The 25147-nt window shown below is 42.2% G+C and carries 29 protein-coding genes; 7 read left to right on the top strand and 22 right to left on the bottom strand.

What is annotated here, in order from left to right:
- On the top strand, nucleotides 1–319 hold a 319-nt coding region (locus IM515_RS13070), incomplete at its 5' end, for a DUF4351 domain-containing protein (RefSeq protein WP_287695791.1).
- Between the two features lie 200 nt (nucleotides 320–519).
- On the opposite strand, the gene IM515_RS13075 is transcribed toward IM515_RS13070, so the two are convergent.
- The 3 genes from IM515_RS13075 to IM515_RS13085 form a co-directional block, all read right to left on the bottom strand.
- The gene (locus IM515_RS13075) at nucleotides 520–1674 is read right to left on the bottom strand and encodes a pyridoxal-phosphate-dependent aminotransferase family protein (protein WP_287630149.1); all 1155 of its coding nucleotides are present in this window, start codon (nucleotides 1672–1674) and stop codon (nucleotides 520–522) included.
- Between the two features lie 254 nt (nucleotides 1675–1928).
- Nucleotides 1929–2819, bottom strand: a complete 891-nt coding sequence (gene trpC / locus IM515_RS13080) for an indole-3-glycerol phosphate synthase TrpC (protein WP_193961876.1) — start codon at nucleotides 2817–2819, stop codon at nucleotides 1929–1931.
- A 139-nt stretch (nucleotides 2820–2958) separates the two neighbouring features.
- Nucleotides 2959–3171 carry a hypothetical protein gene (locus IM515_RS13085; RefSeq protein ID WP_002760983.1) on the bottom strand — a complete coding sequence of 71 codons (213 nt, stop codon included), beginning with the start codon at nucleotides 3169–3171 and terminating at the stop codon, nucleotides 2959–2961.
- Between the two features lie 419 nt (nucleotides 3172–3590).
- Between IM515_RS13085 and IM515_RS13090 the strand changes: the two genes are divergently transcribed.
- Nucleotides 3591–4268 (top strand): hypothetical protein, encoded by a 678-nt coding sequence (locus tag IM515_RS13090; protein WP_287630150.1) that lies wholly within the window; start codon nucleotides 3591–3593, stop codon nucleotides 4266–4268.
- A 2-nt stretch (nucleotides 4269–4270) separates the two neighbouring features.
- Nucleotides 4271–4561 (top strand): DUF3288 family protein, encoded by a 291-nt coding sequence (locus tag IM515_RS13095; protein ID WP_046662919.1) that lies wholly within the window; start codon nucleotides 4271–4273, stop codon nucleotides 4559–4561.
- Nucleotides 4562–4603: 42 nt separating this feature from the next.
- Here the strand turns inward: IM515_RS13095 and IM515_RS13100 are convergent, their stop codons facing one another.
- Both IM515_RS13100 and IM515_RS13105 read right to left on the bottom strand, forming a co-directional pair.
- On the bottom strand, nucleotides 4604–5509 hold the full coding sequence (locus IM515_RS13100) for an Npun_R2821/Npun_R2822 family protein (protein ID WP_287630152.1): 906 nt from the start codon (nucleotides 5507–5509) through the stop codon (nucleotides 4604–4606).
- Nucleotides 5510–5857: 348 nt separating this feature from the next.
- Nucleotides 5858–6853, bottom strand: a complete 996-nt coding sequence (locus tag IM515_RS13105) for a glycosyltransferase (RefSeq protein WP_287630154.1) — start codon at nucleotides 6851–6853, stop codon at nucleotides 5858–5860.
- 238 nt (nucleotides 6854–7091) lie between these two features.
- Between IM515_RS13105 and IM515_RS13110 the strand changes: the two genes are divergently transcribed.
- Nucleotides 7092–7487 carry a helix-turn-helix domain-containing protein gene (locus tag IM515_RS13110; RefSeq protein ID WP_016515243.1) on the top strand — a complete coding sequence of 132 codons (396 nt, stop codon included), beginning with the start codon at nucleotides 7092–7094 and terminating at the stop codon, nucleotides 7485–7487.
- A gap of 60 nt (nucleotides 7488–7547) precedes the next feature.
- Here the strand turns inward: IM515_RS13110 and shc are convergent, their stop codons facing one another.
- The 6 genes from shc to IM515_RS13140 all read right to left on the bottom strand — a co-directional run bounded on the left by shc (nucleotide 7548) and on the right by IM515_RS13140 (nucleotide 13332).
- A complete protein-coding gene (gene shc / locus IM515_RS13115) occupies nucleotides 7548–9455 on the bottom strand; it encodes a squalene--hopene cyclase (protein WP_287630155.1) in 1908 nt (635 codons plus the stop codon).
- A gap of 243 nt (nucleotides 9456–9698) precedes the next feature.
- The gene (gene tsf / locus IM515_RS13120; RefSeq protein WP_002767851.1) at nucleotides 9699–10454 is read right to left on the bottom strand and encodes a translation elongation factor Ts; all 756 of its coding nucleotides are present in this window, start codon (nucleotides 10452–10454) and stop codon (nucleotides 9699–9701) included.
- 117 nt (nucleotides 10455–10571) lie between these two features.
- Nucleotides 10572–11369, bottom strand: coding sequence for a 30S ribosomal protein S2 (rpsB, locus tag IM515_RS13125; RefSeq protein WP_287630158.1), 798 nt, complete (start codon nucleotides 11367–11369; stop codon nucleotides 10572–10574).
- A gap of 156 nt (nucleotides 11370–11525) precedes the next feature.
- Nucleotides 11526–11993, bottom strand: coding sequence for a thioredoxin-dependent thiol peroxidase (gene bcp, locus IM515_RS13130; RefSeq protein ID WP_287630160.1), 468 nt, complete (start codon nucleotides 11991–11993; stop codon nucleotides 11526–11528).
- 2 nt (nucleotides 11994–11995) lie between these two features.
- The gene (locus IM515_RS13135; protein ID WP_287630161.1) at nucleotides 11996–12844 is read right to left on the bottom strand and encodes a M56 family metallopeptidase; all 849 of its coding nucleotides are present in this window, start codon (nucleotides 12842–12844) and stop codon (nucleotides 11996–11998) included.
- Nucleotides 12844–13332, bottom strand: coding sequence for a BlaI/MecI/CopY family transcriptional regulator (locus IM515_RS13140; protein ID WP_002767846.1), 489 nt, complete (start codon nucleotides 13330–13332; stop codon nucleotides 12844–12846). Before IM515_RS13140 ends, IM515_RS13135 begins: the two co-directional genes overlap by 1 nt.
- 20 nt (nucleotides 13333–13352) lie before the next feature.
- Here IM515_RS13140 and IM515_RS13145 point away from each other — a divergent pair, with 20 nt between their 5' ends.
- From IM515_RS13145 to IM515_RS13155, 3 genes are all read left to right on the top strand, one after another.
- Nucleotides 13353–13652: a small RNA NsiR4-regulated ssr1528 family protein gene (locus IM515_RS13145; RefSeq protein ID WP_287630162.1), complete on the top strand. Its 300-nt coding sequence runs from the start codon at nucleotides 13353–13355 to the stop codon at nucleotides 13650–13652.
- 633 nt (nucleotides 13653–14285) lie between these two features.
- A complete protein-coding gene (locus IM515_RS13150) occupies nucleotides 14286–15449 on the top strand; it encodes a nucleotidyltransferase family protein (protein ID WP_002767844.1) in 1164 nt (387 codons plus the stop codon).
- A 120-nt stretch (nucleotides 15450–15569) separates the two neighbouring features.
- Nucleotides 15570–16808, top strand: coding sequence for a glycosyltransferase family protein (locus tag IM515_RS13155; protein ID WP_287630164.1), 1239 nt, complete (start codon nucleotides 15570–15572; stop codon nucleotides 16806–16808).
- Between the two features lie 12 nt (nucleotides 16809–16820).
- Here IM515_RS13155 and dnaG read toward each other — a convergent pair whose 3' ends face one another.
- The 11 genes from dnaG to IM515_RS13210 all read right to left on the bottom strand — a co-directional run bounded on the left by dnaG (nucleotide 16821) and on the right by IM515_RS13210 (nucleotide 24948).
- Nucleotides 16821–18701 (bottom strand): DNA primase, encoded by a 1881-nt coding sequence (dnaG, locus tag IM515_RS13160; RefSeq protein ID WP_287630165.1) that lies wholly within the window; start codon nucleotides 18699–18701, stop codon nucleotides 16821–16823.
- A 371-nt stretch (nucleotides 18702–19072) separates the two neighbouring features.
- The gene (locus IM515_RS13165) at nucleotides 19073–20197 is read right to left on the bottom strand and encodes a beta-ketoacyl-ACP synthase (protein WP_287630166.1); all 1125 of its coding nucleotides are present in this window, start codon (nucleotides 20195–20197) and stop codon (nucleotides 19073–19075) included.
- Between the two features lie 300 nt (nucleotides 20198–20497).
- Nucleotides 20498–21235, bottom strand: a complete 738-nt coding sequence (locus IM515_RS13170) for a peptidylprolyl isomerase (RefSeq protein ID WP_287630167.1) — start codon at nucleotides 21233–21235, stop codon at nucleotides 20498–20500.
- Nucleotides 21236–21263: 28 nt separating this feature from the next.
- The gene (locus IM515_RS13175; protein WP_002767839.1) at nucleotides 21264–21830 is read right to left on the bottom strand and encodes a photosystem I assembly protein Ycf4; all 567 of its coding nucleotides are present in this window, start codon (nucleotides 21828–21830) and stop codon (nucleotides 21264–21266) included.
- 201 nt (nucleotides 21831–22031) lie between these two features.
- Entirely contained in the window at nucleotides 22032–22685 is a 654-nt protein-coding gene (locus IM515_RS13180; RefSeq protein ID WP_287630168.1) for a DEAD/DEAH box helicase family protein, read from the bottom strand.
- Between the two features lie 29 nt (nucleotides 22686–22714).
- Nucleotides 22715–23044 (bottom strand): XisI protein, encoded by a 330-nt coding sequence (locus IM515_RS13185; RefSeq protein ID WP_002767836.1) that lies wholly within the window; start codon nucleotides 23042–23044, stop codon nucleotides 22715–22717.
- Nucleotides 23032–23448, bottom strand: coding sequence for a XisH family protein (locus IM515_RS13190; protein ID WP_043996640.1), 417 nt, complete (start codon nucleotides 23446–23448; stop codon nucleotides 23032–23034). Before IM515_RS13190 ends, IM515_RS13185 begins: the two co-directional genes overlap by 13 nt.
- 165 nt (nucleotides 23449–23613) lie before the next feature.
- A complete protein-coding gene (locus IM515_RS13195) occupies nucleotides 23614–23832 on the bottom strand; it encodes a DUF2283 domain-containing protein (RefSeq protein ID WP_287630169.1) in 219 nt (72 codons plus the stop codon).
- 57 nt (nucleotides 23833–23889) lie between these two features.
- Nucleotides 23890–24183: a type II toxin-antitoxin system RelE/ParE family toxin gene (locus tag IM515_RS13200; RefSeq protein ID WP_002767832.1), complete on the bottom strand. Its 294-nt coding sequence runs from the start codon at nucleotides 24181–24183 to the stop codon at nucleotides 23890–23892.
- Entirely contained in the window at nucleotides 24183–24440 is a 258-nt protein-coding gene (locus IM515_RS13205) for a hypothetical protein (protein ID WP_002767827.1), read from the bottom strand. Before IM515_RS13205 ends, IM515_RS13200 begins: the two co-directional genes overlap by 1 nt.
- A gap of 25 nt (nucleotides 24441–24465) precedes the next feature.
- Complete coding sequence (locus tag IM515_RS13210; RefSeq protein WP_002767825.1) at nucleotides 24466–24948, bottom strand: hypothetical protein; 483 nt, start codon at nucleotides 24946–24948, stop codon at nucleotides 24466–24468.
- Between the last annotated feature and the right edge of the window lie 199 nt (nucleotides 24949–25147).

Consider the following 25147-nt stretch of genomic DNA (forward strand, 5'->3'; position numbering starts at 1 on the left):
CAATGTAGCGGCATCCACCGGGATTCTGGCGGGGTTATTATTAAACAAAGAATTGATCAATCAGGTTCTACGGAGAGACATTATGCAACAGTCTGTGATTTATCAGGAGTGGCGAGAAGAATTTCTCCAGGAAGGTCGTCAGGAAGGGGAATCTGCGCTCGTCCTGCGACAACTTTCCCGTCGCCTTGGTGAAGTGACTCCTGAACAGCGATCGCAAATTCAATCTCTCTCAATTAATCAACTGGAAGCTTTAGGAGAAGCCTTGTTAGATTTTACCAAACCCGAAGATTTAGAGGAATGGTGGCGATCGCTTCTGTAGGTGAACTTGGTGTTAAAACTATTTGGTTGGGACTGGGAAGGTGACAGGATATCAGCGAGACTTGGAAGCTATCTGATCAAATTAGTTCCCCCATAGAACCCCCTTGAGCCATTTTGCACACTTTTCTCTCTTTGTCAAATTTTATGTTAAGAAAGATGTGACTAATGGATAGGGGGAGAAGGGGAAAAACAAACCTAAGATTAACCCTGCACCATCACCGAGGCAGCCGCAGCCACACCGGCGCCGGGGGTGACACCTTCGACACCTAACTCGATTAAAGTCGCTTCAATGGCAGCGATAACCGTGAGGATATCCCTCTCACTAGCAAAACCTAAATGACCGATACGGAAGATTTTACCCTTGAGGTGATCCTGACCACCAGCCACAGCGATGTCGAACTTTTTATTGAGAGTCGAGCGAATTTGTTCCGCATCCACCAGAGTGGGGGCCACGGCAGTAATGGCCGTGGAAGCCCAGGAATCCGCCGCATAGAGGGGCAAATCCAGGGCGCGCATACCGGCCCGAGTCATCTTCGTTAAGCGTTGGTGACGGGCGAAAATTGCCGCTAATCCCTCCCTTCTCATCATTTGCAGAGAAGCTTGTAAACCGTACATCAGGTTAACTGGAGGGGTAAAGGGGGAACTATCCTCATCGGTGGCTTTTTTGTATTTGCCCAAATCCAGATAAAAACGGGGCAGTTTGGCGGTTTCGTAGGCTTTCCAAGCTTTTTTACTCACGGAAACAAAACCTAAACCGGGAGGAATCATATAACCTTTCTGGGAACCAGAACCGACCACATCTAAACCCCATTCATCGATGGGAATATGATAAGCTCCTAAACTGGTGACAGCATCGACGATAATTAAAGCTTCCCCGTGGTCTTTTACCGCTTTGTTAATGCTTTCCAAGTCATTGAGAACCCCGGTGGAAGTTTCCGAATGGGTAATAATTACCGCTTTGATGGCTTTTTCCTTATCTTCGGTCAGTTTAGCGGTGAATGCTTCTGGATCTAGGGGTTTACCCCATTCTGCCTTAACTAAATCCACATTTAAGCCGTAGGCTTTCGCTAATTTCCCCCAACGTTCCCCAAATTTACCATTATCCCCCACCAAAACTCGATCGCCGGGGCTGAGAAAATTAATAATTCCCGCTTCCATGGCACCGGTTCCCGAAGCGGTTAACATTAAGACATCGCCACTGGTTTGATGCAACCATTTAAGATTTTCGGTTAATTCGGCGATTACCTTGCTAAAAGCACCGGTCCGATGACCTATAGGCGCTTTAGCCATAGCCAATAATACCGCTTCCGGCACTGGTGTGGGGCCGGGAATCATCAACATATTTTTATTTTCCATGGTTCGTCCTCTCTCGTTGGGCTATATTTAACAAGATAAAAAACCAAATCTCGATCGCATCAATTCTGAGGGGATGATTTAAGATTTGGCAAACTCTGATTATATCCCGGGAGTCAGTCTTCAGGAGATAGGGTGATAGGGTTTTGGGGTGATAGGGTGATGAGACAGCTTCCCCACTTCCCCACTTCCCCAATTCCCCACTTCATAATTCATAATCTATAATTCATAATTCCCACTTCCCCACTTCCTAACTCCTATTCCCGATTTTCAAAGAGTTTCTGGATACCTGCGGCAGGATCGGGCAGTTTTACCAAAGATTCGCCGATTAGAACCGCATTTGCTCCCGCTTGCTTCACTTTCGCCAGATCTGTTGCTGTGTGTAATCCCGATTCGCTGACGATCAGAATACCTTTTTCTCGCACCTTTTCGCCCCTGGCTTCTAGTAATTGGCGAGTATTGTCTAAATCGACTGTAAATGTCTCTAAATTGCGGTTATTGATGCCGATTAGTTCGATTCCCTCAATGGCTAACACTCGATCGAATTCGGCCAGACTATGCACCTCTACCAAAGCTGTCATCCCTAAACCCTTGACAATTTTGACAAAATATGCTAGGTCTTGATCGCTTAAAATAGCGGCAATTAAAAGGACAGCATCGGCTCCTTTAGAGCGAGCGTAGTAGATTTGATAGGGATAAAGGATAAATTCTTTGCATAATAGGGGTAAAGATACCGCTTGCCGGACGAGGCTAAGATTTTCGTAACTACCTTGAAAAAACTTACTATCGGTTAAAACCGATAAACAAGTGGCTCCTCCCTGTTCATAGGTACGCGCGATCGCTACAGGATCAAAATCTTCGCGGATAACTCCCTTGCTCGGGGAAGCCTTTTTGACTTCGGCAATCAAAGCGGGTTGGGTTTTACCCTGTTTTAAGGCGGCTAAAAAGTCGCAAGGTGGATCAGTATTAGCTATTTTTTTGCGTAATTCCAATAAAGGCAACCTTTCACGCAATTTATCGACTTCTATCTCTTTATGCCAAACGATTTCTTCTAAAATATTTTGTGGTTGTGCCTCTGGCACTTTCACCACATAACTCAAACTCTCAACTTTAACGGCAGGATTGGGGTGTTTTCTTCGGATCTGCATTTTTTCACTGTCCAGAGTGTGAACAGTGATTAGTTTAACAGTGATTAGTTATCGGTAATTGAAATAGAGACGCAGTTAACCACGTCTCTACAGACATTTATCTATACTTGTGTGGATATTCCCAATCTTCACCGAAAGGCTATTGCATAGCTTCGATCGAACGTTCTAAAATTTTATCTTGGAGTTTTTCGTCTTCTTGACGATTTTCGGTTAATAAAACCCGCGCTTTCGCAGTTTCTGCCTCTCCTTCCCCTAAAAGCTCCTCTGTACGAGTTAAGACATTCTCTTCGAGCATTCCTTCTGCTTGTCGTTCTTGGGTTAGATTGAGACGTGCTTTTTCTTGAATATTCATAAATTTATCCTTGCCACAGGTGCGATCGACTTCTACCTTCAGTCTGACACAAATTTACTATTCTGTATCATTAACTACAGAAAAATTTAGAATCTTACCAGCGAAACCGAGATTTAGGTATTTGTTCTCATTCCTTAAATAGACAGGGATCGATCGACCTCAAGCTATACAATAAAACCCATGGAACAATTCCCCAGCTTAATCAAGCCCGTATATCGGGGTAATAAGTAGGGAGGCACAATTATTTGTAGGATGGGTTAGCGGTAGCGTAACCCATGCGGGCGTTGGGTTTCATGCTTCAACCCAACCTACGTTCATCTTATATTTAATTCCACCCACCCACTTAATTATCGATTGCCTAAACCAAGAGATTTCTTGACAGTATCCGATTCTATCGTAATATCCTATTTGCAGAGCTTATGACCAAAGGTAATTTAAACGATCTCATCCGTACAGAAGCTAATAAAGAGGTAGAATCCCAAACCTCTCCTTCTCCCAAACGTTCTAAGGAAACAAACGCCACCCTACAGGCAAAAATTAACGACTTGACAACAGAATTAGAAAAAACTGAGAAAAATCAGCAAACTCTCCAAGAAAAAGTTATTTCTCTGGAAAAAGAACTTCAAGAACATCTGGAACTCTCTGTCAGTTTACAGCAGTTACAACAACAGACTGAGCAGCTAGAATCTGTCCTCTCGGAAAAAACTACTTTGGTGGCACAATTATCGAGTCAATTAAGTCAATCCCAGACGGAATTAACCGAGAAAAAACAGTTAATTGAAAAATTATCGAGTCAATTAAGTCAATCCCAGACGGAATTAACCGAGAAAAAACAGTTAATTGAAAAATTATCGAGTCAATTAAGTCAATCCCAGACGGAATTAACCGAGAAAAAACAGTTAATTGAAAAATTATATAATCAAATTAAAACCCTAGAAAATAGTCCCCCCCCCACCCCTGAACCCTCACCAATTACCAAACCTGCGCCGAAGAAACCCAGTCTTTATAACTTTGAAATGGCAACTTTAGCCCGTTATATTGCCCCCAATCCTACCCCCACAGAGTTAACGGATTCCGAAATCGGTTGGTTCGATTAATTATGGCTAGTAAAAATCAAGAACAACAACATCCACAGGAAAGACTAGATCGCCCGATTGTTGATCAGCTGCTGCAATCAGAACCCAATGATTTAAACTTAGCTGAATGCGCTCGTTTACGCATACGTTATCAAAACTTTCCGGGAGCAAGAGAAATCCAAAGAGATTTAGATTTAATCCTAGAAAAATGGCAGTTAGATGAAGCTAGTTTATGGGCAAAAACTCGACAACTGCACAGTCACGGACAAGTGTATCAAATTCGCCAAAGCGAGGAGCAACAGGATTGGAGTTAAATTGCAGCAGTTATCTTAATGGTGCGAGAGGAAAAATCAAACCTATAATTTGATTTTATCTAATAATCTCTGAAACGGATTTTTCGGTTTACTTGCTGGTGGATCTGCGGGGGGATTAGGATCATCTAGATAACGATAATATTTCCATATATCCCAGTAGGGACATCCCGGTTCGATGCGAATTCCTGCCCAATGTAAATATTTTAAGGGCTGATTTAATCTCGGATCGATTAAGATATTCCCCTGACGTTGAAAATGAGAACTTCCCCCCCAATTTCCCGCTTGAAAACCCGGAGCGCGGACAATATTAAATCGATTGGGAACTCGTTTGAGAATGGTATAATTAATAATCGGTTGATCGGAGGTTTTTTGAGAAAAATCAAAATATTCTGGATGAGCAGCACATTCTTGAAAAGCACTATATAATTCCTGTTCTGAGAATAGATTCTTTTTACTAGCCCAAAAACCACCGTTAAACATCCCAGTTAGATCATTTTCTGTGAAGATTCCCTGTTCTAAAACAATCGGATTAAAGACGTTAGTAATCCCTTTTTTGTGTTGGTAATCACAGCAGAGAAAATCGTAGGTATCGAGGAAATTTAGATTATCTATTATTTTTTCAAAAACTACGATATCGGTATCGATATAAAGAAATTGATCTAGTTCTCCAAACCAACACACCTGCTTGCGAAATTGATTGGGACGAGCAAAGAATTTTTCTCCAAAAATATCATAGATTTTTTGTGCCAATTCTTCCACTAATTGCAGATCGGGATAGAGAATAACGCCATATTTTTCTGCTAATAAATCGGCAATTTTTTGATAATTATTGTCGTAGGGAATCAAGATGACGGGAGAATCAGGATCGTACAAACGAATACTATTCATTAATGCGATCGCTTGATCAATAACTCGATCGTTAGCGGTAATGTAAATTCCTCGCTTCATAAATATCCTAGGGGTAAGAGTTAGAAATAATTATATAGCAGTTATCTTAATGGTGAAGTAGAAAGTTTTCCTTTTGGGGAGTCAGCCATCAGCTTTTTTCTCCCGATATCCCTGTTCACTGATAACTGATCACTGATAACTGAATAGCTGATCAGCCTTTCTCTGTCAACTCTTAAGGAGTGGTGCGTTTGATTTTTGAATTGGCGAATAAGTAGGGAGGCACAATTATTTGTAGGATGGGTTAGCGGTAGCGTAACATGATCAAGCGTTGGGTTTCATGCTTCAACCCAACCTACGTTCATCTTATATTTAATTCCACCCACCCACTTAATTAAGGAAAGCTCACTGCTACTTAAACAGTTTTTTCTTAAGTTTAGCCAGAGAACTCTGCATCCATAATTTTTTAAGTCGCAGGGGTTCTAAACCTTCTATATCAGCCGGATAGCGTTTTTTAATATCAAAGAAATCATTAATTTCTCTTAAAATTGTTTCAAAACGTGGTAGTAATTTTTCGGGATGATAATCATCAAGAAAATTAGCCGGTAAAGAATTGACGGGAAAATTACGGGCATAATTAAGAATACGTTCCAGATCGTATTGAGTGGAATAAGCCCCGATTTTTTGACAATTGAAACCGGGATCGAGATAATCGGCTAAGGCGCTATTAACGCTAGAAAATACCGTACAGCCACAGGCTAAAGCTTCCAGGGGCGGTAAGCCAAAACCCTCCGTTAAACCGTTTACAGCCCAATATTCAGCCGAATCGTAGAGATAAACCCGACTGCGATTGAATAATCCCAATAAATCCTCCACATAGCTATCTAAAACCTTAACGCGACAGTGGGGACGGAGGGCGGGAACTAGACGATTGAGAAGATACTTTGAGGATTTGCGCCCCTGTACTAGGACATCGATATCCCTTTCTAAGCCTAAATTGAGAAATTCTGAGCCAATTTGATTAGGAAGATAGTAAATCAAAGCATTAGGAGCTTTTTCTCCCCAATAACCCATAGTATGGCGGCTAACGGTGATAATTGGTATTTGGGAGGGTAAACGAAAGCCGTAACCTGTACTATGGGCATGATAAATGATATTATGCGATCGCAATCTTGTCACCAATTTAGGAACATCAAAACCCCAGCTAACCACAAAAATACTGTCATCGGAGCTTATTTTTGCAAGTATATCCTCTAAAAAAGGGTAATTTAACTCTTTTTGACGATAAGTCACAATCTGGGCGCTACAAATTTGACTAGCCAAATTGACGGTTTTCATTTCTGCCCACAGTCCACCCCCACCAAAAGGAGAAGTAGTACCGGGCAAGAGAAAATAGAGGTTTCTCATCAGGATAATAAGTGGGTGGGTGGAATTAAATATAAGATGAACGTAGGTTGGGTTGAAGCATGAAACCCAACGCCCGCATAGTTGACGCTACCGCTAACCCATCCTACAAATAATTGTGCCTCCCTACTTAGAAGTTTTGGTTAAGCGGTAGTTTGGAGACTTGGCTATTCTATACTTAATTATTAAGGTGTGAGGTATCTAAAAGCAATAGTCGATCGAGCATAGATATTATTAAATTATGTTTGCCACTGATAAATACTTAGAATTATTAAAGCAATACCCTCCTCGTCCTATTCACAATGAGGAAGACTTAGAAATGATGCAGGAGGTTATTAATCGCCTTTTAGACAAACCCCAATTAACGGTAGAAGAAAGGGAATATCTAAATGTTTTAGGGTCTTTAATTTATGAGTATGAGGAAAATCAAGAGCCAATACCTGATATTTATGGACTTGAATTGTTGAAATTCATATTAGAGGAAAGAAACCTACAAAAGCAAGATTTGCTATCTATCTTTGAAAGTAAGTCAACCCTGGATGATATTTTTGATGGCCTACAAGAGTTAACTCCTATCTACATTCAAAAATTAGCCAATTTTTTAAATATATCTCCTGATTTATTTTTTCCTAGTTAGTTACAAAAAATGCGTTAGACAGTTAGGCTGATTTCCTGTCTTAACGCATAGGTTAACGGACTAAATTAAAGCCCGATAACGCCCCAAAGCCAGTAGAGGAAAATACTGCTGATAGAAGTGATATTTCAGGTAAAAATGACAGGGAAAACCTGTACCAGTGAAGTAATCTTCATCCCATGTACCATTTTCTTTTTGGGTAACAAGAAGATAGTTAACGCCCTTTTCAATCACTTCTCGCTGATAATTGCCGGTGACTTTCCCGACGGCTAATAAACCGATTAATGCCCAAGCAGTTTGGGAAGCGGTACTATTTCCCTGTCCTTTAAATTTAGGGTTATTGTAACTAAAACAGGTTTCACCCCAACCACCATCAACATTTTGACAACCGCTTAACCAATTGGCTCCTTTTTGCAATTGCTGGCGATATTTATTCGGTTCCAGAAAAGCCAAAGCAGATAACGCCCCACTGGTTCCATAAATATAATTTACACCCCAACGACCAAACCAACTACCATCAGCTTCCTGTTCTTTTTCCAGATAATCCAAAGCTTTTTTAACTCGATTTTCTTCCATGTTAACATCACAAGTACCTAACATTTCTAGAACTCTGGCAGTAACATCAGCCGTATTAGGATCGATCATTGCTTTTAGATCGGCATAGGGCAAAGAATTAAGCCAGTTTTGATCGTTATCGATGTCAAAAGCTCCCCAACCACCAGCTTTACACTGCATAGTCGCCATCCAATTAACTGCCCGTTTCATCACACCTTTTTTAATATTTTCATCGGGCATTTTAATTAACTCTAAAGCCATCACCACCACTGCCGAATCGTCTAAATCGGGATACCAGCGATTGTCAAATTCAAAAGCCCAACCGCCGGGGGTTCCGATTTTATTTTTAATCGCCCAATCGCCATAATCAAGAATTTGTTGATCGATTAACCATTGTCCCGCTTTAATCATAGCTGGATGAGCAGGATTTAGCCCAGATTCAATTAGCGATCGAATTACCCAAGCCGTATCCCAAACCGGCGACACACAGGGCTGTACACAATAGGTATTATCTGTCTGAATGGCAAAATTATCCACCGCTTTTAAACCGCGGGCAACAATCGGATCATCAACATCATAATCTAGGGCTTTTAAAGCTAACAGGGAATTTAACATCGCCGGGATAATTCCCCCCCAATCCCCTGTGTCTTCCTGTCGTTCAATTACCCATTTTTCCGCCGCTTTCAGACTTGCTTGACGGAAGGGAACTAAATTAGTTTTTTCTGCCCATTTAAACAGTCCATCTAACCAGAGAAAAACATCTGACCAATTGTTACTTTTTGGTAACTCATACTTGACATTATTCAACCCTTCTGTATAGAGTTCATCGAGATTAAAACCCATTTTATACACAGGTTTTTTGTCGAAAACAATTAATAAAGGAACCGTACTTCCCCGCGCCCAACTGGACATTTCATAGATAGTAAAAGGGAAATTTTCCGGCAATAGCATGATCCAAGCGGGGATAGAGGGAACCCCTAGCCAATCATAACAACCAATCAAAGCGAGGTGCATTTTGGTGAAAATGCGGGTTTTGCTGATGCCACCTTGAGCTAAGATAAATTCTCTGGCTTTTTCTAAAGCAGGATCATTAACGGGAATTCCCAATAGTCGCAGCCCCATGTAGGCTTCCACAGTGGTGCTAAGATCGCCACCATCCCCATAAAATAACTCCCAAGCGCCGTTAGGACACTGTTGCTGACGCAGATAGGTGGCTGCTTTGTCTAGGGGGCGATTTTTGTCAGTTTTCCAGATTTTGTGCAGTAAAATTGCTTCTGAGGTGATGGTGACATTAGATTCTAATTCTGCCCACCAGTAACCCTCAGAGTATTGGGTAGAAAGTAAATAATTTTGAGAAAGTTCGATCGCTTTCGCTGTTTTAGCGGCTATTTCGGTGATTTTGTCCTGAATCTGCATTTTTTTCCGTTCGACAACCTCTAGAGACCACGAGTACAAATAAGATAATCTTATTTACAAAGTTTTTAATAAGTAGGTAAAGGATGGGCTTTTGTTCCCAAACAATCCAATAAAGGAATCTGCTTTGGTTGCCAATTTCTTTTTTCTTTTGACTGATTACTGATAACTGATCAAGTCCCCCCACTCCCCTGAAGACAAAAAGGGTACGAAACTCGCACCCTACCAGATTGATCTTAATTTAACTTACTTTTTCTTTTTGCCTTTAGCGGGCGGATTATCCTTCGCTGCCGGTTCCGGGGCTTTTTCCTCCACTTGCGGGGCTGCTGCCACGGGTTCTGGGGGTTTTTGTCCCATTTGGGCGGCTACTTCGGCGGCGAAATCCGTTTCTTCTTTCTCGATCCCTTCACCTAGTACAAAGCGTTGGAAACGACGCACCTGAATATTTTCTCCTAAAGCGGCGATCGCTTGTTTGATCAACTCCTCCACACTGATGTTCTGATCGCGGATAAAGGGTTGATCGAGCAGAGAAAGTTCTTTCAAACGTTTTTCAATGCGACCAGCCACGATTTTTTCTTTGATATTATCGGGTTTATTGGCTAAATCGTCCCGTCCCATCTCAATTTCTTTTTCTTTGGCGGAGATTTCGGTGGGAATATCGGCTACTTTCACATATTCGACGTTAGGACAAGCGGCAATCTGCATCGCCACGTCATTAACCAATTTTTTGAACTCCTCGCGACGGGCAACAAAATCGGTTTCGCAGTTCACTTCCACTAAAACACCGATGCGACTGCCGGTGTGGATGTAACTGCCGATCATCCCTTCTGCCGCTACCCGACTGGCTTTTTTCTCGGCGGAAGTAATCCCTTTTTGACGCAACCATTCGATCGCTTTAGTTATATCTCCCGCGTTTTCCGTCAGCGCCCTCTTGCAATCCATCATGCCGGCGCCGGTCTTTTCCCTAAGTTCTTTAACCTGTTGTGCTGTAATTTCTGCCATAAAATTCCTAACCTACTGCTTATAGTTGATCATGCCACGAGAGGGGCAGGTTTTACAGAATCGATAGGTCCGGAAAGTTTCCCCCCGAACCTATTGGCGATCAATAGCTAATTTTCCCTAGTTATCGTCGTCTCCACTGGCAAATTCGGCGGCGTATTGGGAATAATCACCTTCTTCCTCGTACTCGGTTTCATCCTCGTAGTCTTCCTCGTATTCTTCCACCGCTGCTTGACCACCGCGACGACCTTCGATGATCGCATCGCTAATTTTGCCTAAAATCAGTTTAACTGAGCGAATTGCGTCATCGTTGGCGGGAATCGGCACATCTACTAAGTCAGGATCGCAGTTAGTATCCAAGAGGGAGATGATGGGAATGCCCAATTTTTGACATTCTTGGATAGCGTTGTATTCCCGACGCTGATCCACTACGATGACTAAATCCGGCAGCCGGCGCATGGTTTTAATGCCACCGAGGTATTTTTCTAGTTTGCCTAATTCCCGACGCAGTACCGATGCTTCTTTTTTCGGTCGTTTATCGAGGGCGCCGCTATTTTCTAATTCTTCTAATTCTTTGAGTCTTTCTACCCTGCCGCGAATGGTTTCCCAGTTGGTTAACATTCCCCCCAACCAGCGTTGGTTAACGAAGTGGCTACCGCTGCGTAAAGCTTCCTGTTTAATGATTCCTGCTGCTTGCCGTTTCGTACCGATGAATAAAAAGCGTTTACCGCGATCGGCTTCTCCTCGGACAAATTCGTAAGCTTCTTCGATTAATTGGGCAGTTTGCACCAAATCAATGATATGAACCCCATTTCGGGCAGTGTAGATGTACTGAGACATTTTCGGGTTCCAACGGCGCGTTTGATGGCCAAAGTGAACCCCAGACTCTAGCAATTCTGCGAGAGAGACAACGGGCATATTTTTCTCCTTTTCGGGTTTATCCTCCATCTAGGGCTGGATTTCTAGATTCCTAGAAACACCCGATCGCCTAGATGTGCGATTTTTGACAACTTTTCTAGTCTAACACGAAAGGGCGCGATTGCATACCCGTAAATATTGGGTACTGAGGGCTTGCTACTGTAATTCCTCAAGTTTTTTCAAAACCGCTTCTGCATGGGCTTTTACCTTGACATTTGACCAAATATAGGCAATATTTCCCTGGGGGTCGATCAGGAAAGTGGAGCGTTTAATCCCCATATATTCCTTACCCATAAATTTTTTTAATCCCCAGACTTGATAAATTTCCGCCAGTTGATGTTCGGTATCGCTCAATAATTGAATAGTTAAATTGTGTTTTTCAATAAAACGACAGTGGGACTTCTCTGAATCGGGACTAACTCCTAGAATTACCGCGTTTAATTGCTGAAATTGCGGTGACAAAGCGGTAAAATCGATCGCTTCTGTGGTGCAGCCCGGGGTGTTATCTTTGGGATAAAAATATAATACCAACCACTGACCGGCAAAATCTGCTAATTTGCTAATTTCGCCTCTTTGGTTGGGGGTAGCAAATTCGGGGGCTTTTTGTCCAACTTCTAGGGTCATTTTTAGGAGTGTAAAGGCAAGAGTAGGAAAGGAGCAAGGGAGAGAGAAAGCAATAGCCAGACTTGATAGTTAAATCTGGGAAGTTCGGGTTTTTCTGACTCGACTAAAGCATCGATTCTCTCTAATAAACGATTATTTAAAGAATTATCACTCAGAGCGACACAGCAACTATCGGAGAAGTTTATTTCCGCTACTTGATTAACTTTTTCTGCCACTAAAAGCAGGGATTCAGCTAATAGTAAATAATCCACCTGTCCAGAAGCGTACTTATCGGCGCGCAATTCCCGCAAGAAGACCAATTCTGACCATAAATTCTCGCTATTGGGCAGCCAAGAAGACATGGAGCGCAGCCAACCTAACCAGAAAAACCAGAAGGTGTCATGATATTCTTGGTGAGCTTGTTCATGGGCTAAAACTGCTTGTAAATGTTCTTGATCCAAGAGATTTAATAATCCTTGGGTTACAATTAATTCCGACTTCCAGAAGCCAACTCTGGCACTGTAGGGAAAATCCACTGCTAAAACTCTCGCCTTCTGAGTGGTGATTTTTTTGAGGGGATAACTGCTAAAATCCCGATGGGTTTGCCAAGTTTGATAGGAAAGTTTGATTAGACAAAATAGAGCAAAAACTAGCCAAATTATGGCACTAAAGTAACTTATTAAACTGGAGTTATAGCCCAACATTTGACCGCGATAGCCCATACAAACCACCGATATAACTGTCATTAACAGCAGCAAAGGAGGAAAGAGGAAGAAAAATAGCGTTGTCTGCCAACGACGCTGATAGGTAGGCAGAAACCAACGTAAACCAATAGCGATAGTTAATGCTAGTAATAACATTGAACCGTGCATTAGCTTTCTCTCCGTTGTTGACGCAGGGTATCTAAACGAGATGCGATCGCTTTTAATTGTTCGACACTAGCAGTATCGAGACTATCGGCAAAAGAAGCCACCACATCCGCATTACCAATGGCCAAAAAACGATGTAATTGTTCGTAGGCTTTAATTGCCTGTGCTTGTTCCTTAGAAACCATCGGTTTCCAGTAGAAAATCCGACCCTGTTTATAACAACTTAACCAGCCTTTATTAGTTAAACGACGCAGTACCGTAGTCACAGAAGTATAGGCTAGATCCCGTTCTGGATCCGCTAAAATGCGATCGTGGACATCCTTAACGCTGACGGTTTCCAATTCCCAGACAATATTGAGAATTTCCGCTTCTAGGGGGCCTAGGGATAACTGTTTTGGTTGATAGGTCGGCAATTGAGCCATAGTTACACAGAAATGAAGATTACTTTCCTGATCATAGCGGCGGATATCGATCGCCTGATAAAATAGCAACGATCCTTTATATTGTCTTTATGTCCACCGAAACTAATTTAACCACAACTACGGGCGCTGATGCCATCGATGTGGCGATCGCTAATGGCATTGATTTTGATGGTTCCCCAATTCCCCAGGCAAAATTGGAACTTTATCACCGGGTAATGGGTTTGGAAGCAGGACGACAAAGAAGCGGGGTTTCTAACACGATGAGATCGCGAATTGTCCGCATCGGGGCCAAACATATCCCCCAAGAGGAATTAAATCAGCTGTTGTTAGCCGCCGATTTTGCTCCTCTCAAGGACAAAGAAATCGCTTTCTACTATCATCTCAAGTAGTCAAATTTTTGCTCGCCATTTTTCGCCTAGACTGCTTGCGGTTAACTGGATTGTTGGAAAAATTAGGCAGGGAGTCTAGGTTGATCTAATGCTCAAGGACACCTCGAATAAAAGATTTTGTTAACAAAGTGTTGGTCGAGGAAATCTCCTTGATATACATTGATGGAGAGGGAATAATTTTAAATAATTAACAAGGCGCTCCGTCCCTCAAAATCCGATTTTTCGAGGTAGCCTAGACATAACGTCTTGGTTATTGCCTAAAATTAAACTTTTTTTTGCCCATCAATTTAAAAACTTGCGTTTTTTGGATCATTTTAGCCTAGAGGGCTGGGTAGTATAAGTTACGGCAAAGTTGATTGGTTAATTTTGTCCATCAGTGTAATCTGGGTTAAATCTCTCACTTTTTCCGTTATCGATTACTCAAGGGGTAGCTCGATCGATTGGACTTATTGAGAAAATCTTCGCAGTAATTGAGAATAAACCAAGCTTTCATCAGGGTTTCAGGCGGTGCAATGCTAAAGTAAATCTATTTTTCGAGGTACCCCCAAGAGATAACCACTGATTCCGAGCCGGTAATGATACACTAGGCATGATTTAACTACAAACCTCGATCGCAAAAGGAAATAAACATCGATGAAAGCCATGATTTTGGCAGCTGGCAAAGGAACTCGTGTCCGTCCGATTACCCATACGATTCCCAAACCCCTGATCCCGATTTTACAAAAGCCGGTGATGGAGTTTTTGTTGGAACTGTTGCGACAGCATGGCTTTGATCAGATCATGGTGAATGTCAGTCATTTAGCCGAAGAAATTGAGAGTTATTTCCGCGATGGTCAGCGTTTTGGGGTGCATATCGGTTATTCTTTTGAAGGTAGAATCGAAGAGGGCGAGTTAATCGGTGATGCCCTAGGATCGGCGGGCGGTTTACGACGAATTCAAGATTTTAATCCCTTTTTTGACGATACTTTTGTGGTTCTCTGTGGTGATGCACTGATTGATCTCGATCTAACCGCAGCGGTTAAATGGCATCGAGACAAGGGAGCGATCGCCACTATTGTCACCAAAACCGTCCCCAGAGAGGAAGTATCCAGCTATGGGGTGGTGGTTAGCGACGAGGAGGGAAGGATTCTCAGTTTCCAAGAAAAACCCGCCATCGATGAAGCTTTAAGTACCTGCATTAACACGGGTATCTATATTTTTGAACCAGAAATCATTGATTTTATTCCCCCTAATAGTAAATACGACATCGGGGGCGAGTTATTCCCCCAATTAGTCGCTAAAGGTGCGCCTTTCTACGCTTTAAACATGGATTTTGAATGGGTGGATATCGGTAAAGTCCCCGACTACTGGCAGGCAATTCGCGGGGTGTTATCCCGGACAATTAAAAATGTTGCTATCCCCGGCATCGAAGTTAAACCGGGCATCTACACGGGCTTAAATGTGGGGGTAAACTGGGATCGAGTCGATATCACCGGACCTGTGTATATCGGGGCAATGACGCGCATTGAAGACGGGGCGAAAATTGTCGGTCCGAGTATGATTGGCCCAAATTGTTGGATTTGTGGCGGCGCGACGGTGGATAATAGCGTTATTTTTGAATATTCTCGCCTCGGTTCAGGGGCCCGTTTGGTGGATAAGTTGGTCTTTGGGCGCTATTGTGTTGATAAAACCGGCGCGACGATCGATGTGGAAGCGGCAGCCTTGGATTGGTTGATTACCGATACCCGCAAGGTTCCCCCAGAATTTGATCACCCTAAACATCAGGCAATTCGTTCTTTATTTAATCAAGGAAAATAGGGAGATGGGGAAATGGGGAGATAGGGAAATGGGGAGGTGGGGAAATTTGAATTAATACCCTAACACCCTAACACCCCAACCCCCAACCCCTTTTTTACTTTTTACTTTTTACTTAACACCATGTTTGATTGCCCTGTTGATCTTCTCATTCTCTCCAATGGTCCCGGAGAAATATCCACATGGGTGCGTCCAGTTGTCAAGAGATTGCGACAAAACTTAACAGAAGATCGATCGCGGTTGCGGATTTCGGTGATTCTTTCCCCTTGTACTCATTCTATGGGGGCGGAAACGGAAGTAGTTAGGAAATATCCAGAGGTCGATCGAGTCCAGTCGCCAGAAAACTTCTTTAATTTTCTTTTCTGGGGAAAAACCGCCGATAATTGGGATTGGCACCCCAAGGGCATCGTTTTATTTTTAGGGGGCGATCAATTTTTTGCCCTCACCATCGGTAAACGTTTGGGTTATCGCACCGTTATCTATGCGGAATGGGAAGCGCGTTGGTATCGGGGGATCGATCGCTTTGCCGTAATGAATACAAGTGTATTAAATAATATTCCCCAACAATATCAGCATAAATTTACTGTTATCGGCGATTTAATGGTAGATTTGCCCACTGCTATCACCCCTGATGATACTACCTTAATTGCACTCCTCCCCGGTTCCAAACCCTCGAAATTAGCCCAGGGTGTACCCCTAACCCTAGCCATTGCTGAAAAGATACACGCGCAGGCTCCCCAGACTAAATTCTTAATTCCCGTCGCTCCTACCCTAAATTTAGCTTATTTGGCGAAATTTGCCGATCCTAGCTATAATCCGATGATTACTAAAACCGGTTGGAGTGCTGCCCAATTAAAAAACGGAGAAAAACCCTATCTAGAAACAGCTAAGGGGGTAAAAGTTGACCTAATTACCGATTTTCCCGCCCATAACCAGCTTTCTCGCTGTCATTTAGCTTTAACGACGGTGGGAGCTAATACTGCCGAATTAGGGGCGCTGGCAATCCCGATGATTATTTTACTACCGACTCAGCAACTAGACGCGATGAGAACTTGGGACGGTTTACCCGGTTTATTAGCCCAACTGCCGGGGGTGGGTTCTTTATTTGCTAAGATAATTAATCTCTATATGTTGCGGAAAAAGCGTTTATATGCTTGGCCAAATATTTGGGCTGGTGCAGAAATTGTTCCAGAATTATTGGGGGAATTACAACCAGAAGAAGTGGCAAATATGGCTATATCTTGGTTAGAAAATCCCCAACAATTAGAGGCTATCCGGCAAAAATTGCGGGCAGTGCGCGGACAAGCAGGAGCAGTGGATAAGTTAGTATCTATTATTGCCGAACAACTGTCTAGTTTCTAATCAATTAGAGAATTAAGCTTGTTGGTAGAGAGGATCAATTTCGATTAATTTATTAACAGTTTGATAAAATTCCTGCTGATAAAATTCCCTTTGATTGCTGTCGCCAGAATTAATTAATTGTTCTTGACAGTAGCGACGATATTCCATTAAACTAATTTTTTCCATAGCTATAATAGCATCTTTAATTTGTTCTTCTGGCTGCAAAATTTCCTGACTGGTATGTTCATTTAAGTGAAATAAAGAATTAAAATCACGGTTTTTGTCTGTGGTGATCATCAATAAATGATTCTGTAAAGCTGACATCAAATCTCTTGGTTTAGTAATTTGGGTTTCTAACTCTAGAATTACTTGCCATAACCAACGATAATCAGGGAGATTAAAAATTAAATCTTTTTCATCCAAAGATTCTAAAATTATTTCCCGATATTCAGGATAATGGAGATAGATTAATAATAATAACCATTCGGCTTTTTCCGAGCTATTTTTTTCGGATTTATCTAAAATATTTTTCCTCTTGATTGCCAGAGATTTTCCCTGAGGTTTATTAACCTGCTTTGAGAGATTTTTTAAAATATAAGGCAAACGAGTGGCATCTTTTTGAGCCAAAATTTCAGCACAATAATCTAGATAAAAAGTGCGTTGATTGCTATCGATTAACTTTTGCAGTAACCTCACCATACTATTGGCTACTTGTTGAAAATGTAGTCCCTGTTTTAAATCTTTATTAACCAACATTTGCGAGATTTGCCAATCAATCCAAAAAGGAGATTTTTCGATTAATTCTCGATAACTATTCACCCCGTCAGCACGAGATTTAAGAAATTCATCGGCATCTTTACCATCGGGAAGATTAAGGATTTTTAGGTTAACTTGTCCTGAATAAACTAGGGAGTTAATTTCCTCGATCGCCCTTTGTGTCGCTTTAATTCCGGCTTGATCAGCATCAAAATTAAAGATTATTTGTTTATTTTCACTGTAGCGCAAAAGTAATTTAATTTGCTCTTGACTTAAAGCTGTTCCTAAACAGGCAACCACATTAGTGATACCAGCAGCATGGAGAGCGATTGCGTCAAAATAACCCTCGACAACTATCGCTAAATCTTGCTGAATAATTGCCTGTTTAGCTCGATCGAGAGCAAAGAGAGTTTTTCCCTTTTCAAATAGAGGAGTATCGGGAGAATTTAGATACTTTGGCTGCTCATTACCTAAAGTGCGACTACCAAAAGCGATCGCTCGTCCTTGACTATCAAAAATAGGAATCATTAAACGATCTCGAAATTGATCGTAATAACCGCTACCATTTTGACGTGCTTTAATTAATCCTGCTTGTGCCACTAAAGCCACAGGATAGCGCTTTTGTTCCACTAAATAACGATAGAGCGTTTCCCAACCTTCCGGAGAATATCCCAGTTGAAAAGTTGCGATAGTTTCTGGGGTTAGTTGTCGTTGTACCTTGAGATAATCTAACGCTTTTTCCCCTTGGGGTTGACTAAGGGCGTGTTGATAAAAACTCACCGCCACGGCCATTATCTCGTATAATTGTTCCTTGAGGGATAATTGCTGTTCTAATTCCTGACGCTGTTCTACTGCTAGAGTTTTAATCGGGATTTGATACCTTCTAGCAAGCTCGAAAACCACTTCACTAAAAGATTGTTTCCCCACTTCCATGAAAAATTTAATCCCGTTTCCCCCCGCACCACAGCCAAAACAGTAATACATTTGTTTGGCAGGACTAACCGTAAAACTGGGGGATTTTTCCTCGTGAAAAGGACATAAACCGACGTATTCCCGTCCCCTTTTTTTGAGGACGACTCTCTCGGAAATTAAATCCACAATATCAATTCTTTGTTTAACTTCTTCGATCGTGTCCGGATGTAGTCGCGGTGTATCCATAATCAGTTATCAGCAGTCAGGAGTCAGATGTGAGTTTTAAGTGAGCAGTATATATTAAGTGAGCAGTATTAAAGCTGATCACTGAAAAATCTCCCCAACACCTACCACCCCCACTAAGGCCCTTTTTGACTCCTGGAAATTCGCACCCATAAGTAATAAGAAAGGACTTGACTTTGGCGGCGGCTTGTGCTATGCTTTTCTCATAATGGGAATCCGTGCAAATTTTTATAAGTTCAAATATTCCCATTATGAATAAAATCTTTTAAAAATATTATCTCAAAATCTCCCGACAAAAGCCAGCAAAATTTCGCCCATAATTGTTAAGTTTTGTTAAAAATGCAGAGACCGGCAGGGAAAGAACTGATTACCGATCACTGATCACTGAAAAACTTTCCCAATGCGATAGCTGCATTTTGTCCTCCGAAACCGAAACTAAGACAGAGACAATTGTGCAGGGAAAAATTAACAGCCGATCTAGTTAAATTTAACTGAAAAGGAGACTCGCGCACACCGACACAGGGGGGAATTAGCTGATTTTTCAGGGTCATTAAACAAAAAGCCACGCCTAATGCCCCCGAAGCCCCTAAAGTGTGTCCTGTTGCCCCTTTTGTCGAGCTTACAGCCACTTGCGAGCCAAAAATGCTGGCGATCAGGTTTGCCTCCCGTTCATCGTTTAAACGCGTGCTAGTGCCGTGGGCGTGAATGTAATTAATTTCATCTTTTCTTAATTGACTTCTGTGCAAACATAGTTCTATGGCTTTGGTAGCACTACGATTATTCACCGCTGGGGCGCTGACATGATCGGCATCACAGCTAAAACCATAGCCCAAAATTTGCCCGTAGATGGGGGCATTTCTGCTTAAAGCCAATTCTTCCGATTCAAGGACTAAAATCGCGCCACCTTCCCCCAAAACCAAGCCCTCCCTAGCTCTATCAAAAGGATAACAGCCCGTTTTCGCCAAAGCTCCCATCTGTTCAAATCCCACCAAAGTTAAGGGAGTGATCGGGGTTTCGAGCGCCCCGGCTAAAACTCGATCGCATTCTCCCATTTTGATTAATTCTACACCTTGGGCGATCGACCAGATAGCCGTGGCACAGGCCGCCATGGGTGCTAAGACTGGGGCGCCGGTTTCTATAATTCTAGCGGTCAATACCGAGGCGCGATCGGGTAAACTATCTAACCAGTTTTCTACTATTCCCGTCGCTGCCATCTGTTCCCATAAACCCTGACAACCGCGACTAGAACCGATAGTGACAGCACAATCCTTTAAGGGAGGGGTTAACTTCGCATCTTTGAGGGCAGCAATCAGGGCAATTTTGGTTAAATCCTCTAAAAATGCCGGTTTGTGACCGATTAAACCCAAGGGTAAAGCGGATAAATCAGAAAAGGGTTGTTGTCTAGTTATACCAGTTTTGCCCTCTAGTAATCTTTGCCAACTCTGACTTAAATTTCCCAGAGAACTGATCAACCCAATTCCCGTCACCACAACATTCATTTATCAGTTATCAGTTATCAGTTATCAGTTATCAGATGAACGTAGGTTGGGTTAAAGCATGAAACCCAACGCCCGATTATGTTACGCTACCGCTAACCCATCCTACAAATAATTGTGCCTTCCTACTTAGAGCATTTAATTGATTATTATTCATTCTTAATTCTCCTGACTACTGACTACTGGCTCGGAGACTCCTCACCTGACGGAAGATTTTTGATTTTTGCAGCAGATTTATTAAATGATTGGGTGGGTGACGGCGAACATTAAATTATTGTCGCGCGGACTCACCCTAACCGATCGCTATTTTTTCAGGTTTTCTGCACCGGAAACAACCTTGGCCGAGTCAATTTTATCCCCTTGTTTAATCGTATCGATCACTTCCATTCCCTTAGTGACATAACCAAAAACGGCATAATCACCATCGAGGAAATTGATATCCGACAGGGCAAAATAAAACTGAGAAGAAGCGGAATTAGGTTGTTGAGAACGGGCCATCGCGATCGCACCGCGTTTATGGGGTAAAGCGACGATGGGAGTGCGCGACGTGGCCTGTTGACCGATTGATTTCCCATAAATCGGCTCTTTTTCGTCTTTGAGGAGAATTTCTAGGGGAACATAACGGGGCTGCTTGGTTTCTGGATCAACAAAACCACCGGTTCCGCGACCTTGGGGATCACCACCTTGGGCGACAAAAGGCTGTGGTTCTGTAACCACGCGATGGAAAGTTAAACCATTATAAAAACCTCTCTCCACCAGATCCACAAAATTACCGGCAGTAACTGGGGCTGCATTGCCATCAATTTCGATCGTTACCGGTTTACCTTTGATGATCATCTCGACGACGGCAGTTCCATCTAAGCGGGGTTTGTAATTATCCATGTTGACACTGCCCGAACTGGCAGGTTGAGAGGTTTGGGTGATACTAGAATTATCGGGGGTGGAGTTAGCTTCCGGGGAAGAACAGCCAAAAAGTGTCGCGGTTGCGATTAAAAAAACACAAACCACAGACAGCCAGCCAGATTTTCTTATCTTCATCATTTTATAGCCAAAAAGAGCGAAAAAAGGCCTACAATCCCTCTAGAGGAATTTCCAGAAAACGAGCGAGTTCCGCTCCTTGATTTTCCAATTCCGAGAGGGACATAGGATCGCCGACGCGAGTTAAAGGGATATCGCGACGCTGTTTAATCCGCAGGAATAGTTCCCGTTTCGGGTTGAGTCCTTCTCGCACTTCGGCCCGCACAGCTTGCACATCTTCGAGGGGCCAATCGAGATCAACGCGACGATTTTTGCCGGGGTAGCCCCAACGAAAGATTTTAACTTTGCCAGTTTCCTTATTAAACTCGTTGTAACCACCTCCGACATTCCAGAGGAGAGATAACCAGAGATAGATGGCTAAAAGAGTCCCCGCAGTGCCATAAAAGAGGAGGGCGACTCCTTGGGGAATAAATTGCAAGGCACTGGTATCGCTAACGAGAAGTAGATTGACCTTCAAATAACTGGAAAGACCGGCGAGGAGAAACCCTAGACCGCCAATAGAGACGATTACAGCCCAAAAATAGTTACTAGGGCGACGCGCTCCCACTACTTCTTGCCTTAGGATCAGGCTATCTTTACTTGTTGTTTGCGCTTTCATGAATTCTTTTTAAGGTTGCCTAGAGTTATTTTACCAGCTTTTTTCTCCCCACTTCCCCAACCCCGACCTAGGGTGTTGATTGGGAGCGGAATGCCGCCAAAATCACTCATACACTTTTTCTCTGATTAAGATCAAGGGTACTCTGTACCGGCGATTGCCTTCCAGAAAAGGTGATAAGCTTCCAGAAAAGTTATCGAAAATTTAGAAGGAAGCTTCGCCGTTGTCGGGGTTGAGTTCCTGTAATCTACTTTTAATGGTGATATTGGGACAGATAATCAGGACAATATCGGAGAATTTAGCCTTACTGGGATCTGCTACTTTGTTGAGGATAGACCATGCTGCTAACATCCCCATCACTGTTGTTTTACCGCTTCCGGTTGCCATCTTGCAGGCGTAGCGGATGAAAGCTTTCAGAGTGCTGTCAATGGGGGTATCTTGGGGAATATGAATCCCTTGGCGAAAGTCGGTGCGAGATTCAATCAGGAAAATTATGGTTTCTACTGCTTCTTTTTGAGCAAAAAATAGGCGATGTTCTCTTCCTTCTCGGTTCCAGTATTCTAATAGTTCTAAGGTGGTACGGCTGACCCCGGGATACTGTTGTCTTCTCCATTCTTTAACTTCTTTCCTGATGCGGTTAACTAGGGTCATTTCATAACCTGGGAAAAATTCATCGGGGGATGAAAGTTTGAGAACTTGTCCTAATTCCCATTCGGTATTACCTTCCCGGGGTGGGTAAACGATAGCTGGTCTTCTCCCTTCTTTTAATTCCGGTTCATAACCTTCTCGGATGAACCAGTATTGTGAGGGTTCATCAAAGGGGGAATTAAGGATAGGTTCGTTGACTTCGTAGGACATACACTTATTTAGGATTTTTTTCTTAAGTATTAACTCAAGGCAAATTCGGTTAAACTGCGTTTATAGGGAGCCTGAAAACCTAAGACTATATCTTGTTTAGGAACACCAGCAGCGATTAATTGATTGGCAATGCCGATTTCTGTTCCATCTCTTTGAATCCAGATTTTGTCATCTTTTATGTCAAGATGAATAATCACACCATAGATTCGCTTTTGCTCTTTCCACCCAATATTTAAGACTTGGTAATGATGGCTTTTTGTGTCAAAAAGAAGTTGAGTTTCTGTGTCATTTTTGCCGTTATTAACTGAATGTTGTGTGAGAATGTCTTGAATCAGTTGAGAGTAGTTTATTCTTTCCATAATACCACCTCTTGTTTGAGAGAATTAAAGATTAAGAGTTTAATTTTATATTCGGCTACAGCGTTTTGAATAAATTGACGAGAGAAAAAGTCCTCATAGGTATCTTGAGGAATAGCTAGATAAAGAATCCTTTCGGGTTGTTCCTGTTTTAATGCTAACCGATAATTGAGGATTTGTCCTAATGCAAGATGAAATTCGGTAACTTCTGATGCGCCTAAAAAAGATTTAATCTCTAGGGCAATCTTTTGACCTGATTTTTCGGCGGCAATTAATCTTTCCGCACCTAAGTCGATGTAAAATTCTACGTCATTGACTTTAAGATAAAGGGGGTCATGGGTGATATTCCAGCCATCTTTTTCGATAGCAATACACACGGATTGATGAAAAATATCTTTGGCTGACATAGAATTTTCTAAAGTATAAGCAAGCTCGATAAACGGCTGATTTAACTTCATCAAGGGTTCATCAAAAGGTGAGTTGAGGATGGGTTCGTTAACTTCGTAGGACATACACTTATTTAGGATTTTTTTCTTATGTATTAACTAATTTTTCCTCATATTAACTCCTTTTTAAGCGACTTGAAAGGGAATATTGTCAAGGATAACTTGGGGGACATTTCCTGTTCCTAAAACATCTTTAGCATCGAGAATTTCAATTGCAACTAAAAGAGCATTATCGCCAATATTTAAGGTAATTTCATCGTTTAACTGAAGATTTCGACATTCATGCTTTCCCTCTACAAGTCTAATATAAAGGGCATCAATTTCTGCATCGTAGCTAATTTTCATTTTGTCTCCTTTAAAAATAATAGGTATAATAAGTTGTTTCTTTGTGTTTATCGCACCCTACTCACAAAATAATCTATCTAAATTGCGATAGCCGCTAACAATTCTCAGAACAAAAATACCATCATCATGAACATTATAAAAAATGATGTAATCTCCTACTAAAAATCCCCTTAAATTAGGTCTAACTTGTTCATAGCGTTTTCCCATATTAGGAAAATTAGCTACTAATTTACATTTTTGGCGTATCGCATCAAACAGATTACTAGCAGAGCGTGGATTATTTTGAGCCAGATAATTACAAATTTCATTAAGATCATTAATTGCCTCTTGGGAGAATTGATAAATTGCCATTATTCTAAGCCATATTCTTCTCTTAATCTTGTTTTTAACTGCTCAAAAACTAATTCCCCATCGGTTACATTACCCGCTAAAATTTGCTCGGTTGCACTATCAATTTTTTGCCGTAACTCCTCTAATTGAGGGTTAGTTTCCTGACTATCTTCGCCTAAAATAATAATTTCTACTCTTTGACCGGCTCGAAAGGGTAAATCGGATAAAATTAACTGATGCGATCGCTCAATTGTCACATATTTTTTGTAAGCATTCATATTAGTTTTCCTTTCTTTAACTCAGCTAATTTAAACTCTTAACCACTAACAACTCATTCCCCCTATCATCAATCACCTTAACGGCAATTTGCCGATGTTCTCCCACGGCAAAAGGTGCGCTGGTTGTCCCTGCTAGATGTTCCCAGACTGATTCCTCATAGGTTCCCTTTAAAGCTTTCTTAATCGAATCCCAAGCGCCGGTACGGGGAAAAAATGCCTGATTGACGTGGAAACATAAGCCATTGTAGTCAGTATCGAGAAACCAAGCGGGGACATTCTTACCCGGTTCCGAGTCCACTTTCATTGTAACCGGGTCAAACACATCCAACCCCAATAACTCCACTTGATATTTACCATCAGGGATGGGATTAATCCTAATCTCTGGCAGTCCACAGACGCTGAATATCTGGGAACTCCTCAGGTTTTTGAGTAAATCCCCCATCAGCAGGTCTGGAGTTGCTTGGATGTAAGTCGCGGCAATCCCCACCGTATCCTGACAGTGTTCCACAAACTGACGAGCGCTAGGAGCGATCGCAAAGCCAAGGACGAACAGATGAGCGTATTGTTTTTGACATCCTCGCCGCCCTAAAAGTGCGGCGATTCCTAAACCTCACGATTTAAGTTTCTGCTTCCACCACCGTCGCATACCACAGTTAAAAAACCATGTACTGTCTTACACAGAGTCCACAGACTTTCGCCCCATTTCA

This window comes from Microcystis sp. M44BS1, assembly GCF_020244875.1.
GTDB classification, from domain to species: domain Bacteria; phylum Cyanobacteriota; class Cyanobacteriia; order Cyanobacteriales; family Microcystaceae; genus Microcystis; species Microcystis panniformis.

Coding starts and splice junctions, on each gene's coding strand:
- IM515_RS13075 (WP_287630149.1), bottom strand. CDS start 1,674: ATGGAAAATAAAAATATGTTGATGATTCCCGGCCCCACACCAGTGCCG.
- trpC (WP_193961876.1), bottom strand. CDS start 2,819: ATGCAGATCCGAAGAAAACACCCCAATCCTGCCGTTAAAGTTGAGAGT.
- IM515_RS13085 (WP_002760983.1), bottom strand. CDS start 3,171: ATGAATATTCAAGAAAAAGCACGTCTCAATCTAACCCAAGAACGACAA.
- IM515_RS13090 (WP_287630150.1), top strand. CDS start 3,591: ATGACCAAAGGTAATTTAAACGATCTCATCCGTACAGAAGCTAATAAA.
- IM515_RS13095 (WP_046662919.1), top strand. CDS start 4,271: ATGGCTAGTAAAAATCAAGAACAACAACATCCACAGGAAAGACTAGAT.
- IM515_RS13100 (WP_287630152.1), bottom strand. CDS start 5,509: ATGAAGCGAGGAATTTACATTACCGCTAACGATCGAGTTATTGATCAA.
- IM515_RS13105 (WP_287630154.1), bottom strand. CDS start 6,853: ATGAGAAACCTCTATTTTCTCTTGCCCGGTACTACTTCTCCTTTTGGT.
- IM515_RS13110 (WP_016515243.1), top strand. CDS start 7,092: ATGTTTGCCACTGATAAATACTTAGAATTATTAAAGCAATACCCTCCT.
- shc (WP_287630155.1), bottom strand. CDS start 9,455: ATGCAGATTCAGGACAAAATCACCGAAATAGCCGCTAAAACAGCGAAA.
- tsf (WP_002767851.1), bottom strand. CDS start 10,454: ATGGCAGAAATTACAGCACAACAGGTTAAAGAACTTAGGGAAAAGACC.
- rpsB (WP_287630158.1), bottom strand. CDS start 11,369: ATGCCCGTTGTCTCTCTCGCAGAATTGCTAGAGTCTGGGGTTCACTTT.
- bcp (WP_287630160.1), bottom strand. CDS start 11,993: ATGACCCTAGAAGTTGGACAAAAAGCCCCCGAATTTGCTACCCCCAAC.
- IM515_RS13135 (WP_287630161.1), bottom strand. CDS start 12,844: ATGCACGGTTCAATGTTATTACTAGCATTAACTATCGCTATTGGTTTA.
- IM515_RS13145 (WP_287630162.1), top strand. CDS start 13,353: ATGTCCACCGAAACTAATTTAACCACAACTACGGGCGCTGATGCCATC.
- IM515_RS13150 (WP_002767844.1), top strand. CDS start 14,286: ATGAAAGCCATGATTTTGGCAGCTGGCAAAGGAACTCGTGTCCGTCCG.
- IM515_RS13155 (WP_287630164.1), top strand. CDS start 15,570: ATGTTTGATTGCCCTGTTGATCTTCTCATTCTCTCCAATGGTCCCGGA.
- dnaG (WP_287630165.1), bottom strand. CDS start 18,701: ATGGATACACCGCGACTACATCCGGACACGATCGAAGAAGTTAAACAA.
- IM515_RS13165 (WP_287630166.1), bottom strand. CDS start 20,197: ATGAATGTTGTGGTGACGGGAATTGGGTTGATCAGTTCTCTGGGAAAT.
- IM515_RS13170 (WP_287630167.1), bottom strand. CDS start 21,235: ATGATGAAGATAAGAAAATCTGGCTGGCTGTCTGTGGTTTGTGTTTTT.
- IM515_RS13175 (WP_002767839.1), bottom strand. CDS start 21,830: ATGAAAGCGCAAACAACAAGTAAAGATAGCCTGATCCTAAGGCAAGAA.
- IM515_RS13180 (WP_287630168.1), bottom strand. CDS start 22,685: ATGTCCTACGAAGTCAACGAACCTATCCTTAATTCCCCCTTTGATGAA.
- IM515_RS13185 (WP_002767836.1), bottom strand. CDS start 23,044: ATGGAAAGAATAAACTACTCTCAACTGATTCAAGACATTCTCACACAA.
- IM515_RS13190 (WP_043996640.1), bottom strand. CDS start 23,448: ATGTCAGCCAAAGATATTTTTCATCAATCCGTGTGTATTGCTATCGAA.
- IM515_RS13195 (WP_287630169.1), bottom strand. CDS start 23,832: ATGAAAATTAGCTACGATGCAGAAATTGATGCCCTTTATATTAGACTT.
- IM515_RS13200 (WP_002767832.1), bottom strand. CDS start 24,183: ATGGCAATTTATCAATTCTCCCAAGAGGCAATTAATGATCTTAATGAA.
- IM515_RS13205 (WP_002767827.1), bottom strand. CDS start 24,440: ATGAATGCTTACAAAAAATATGTGACAATTGAGCGATCGCATCAGTTA.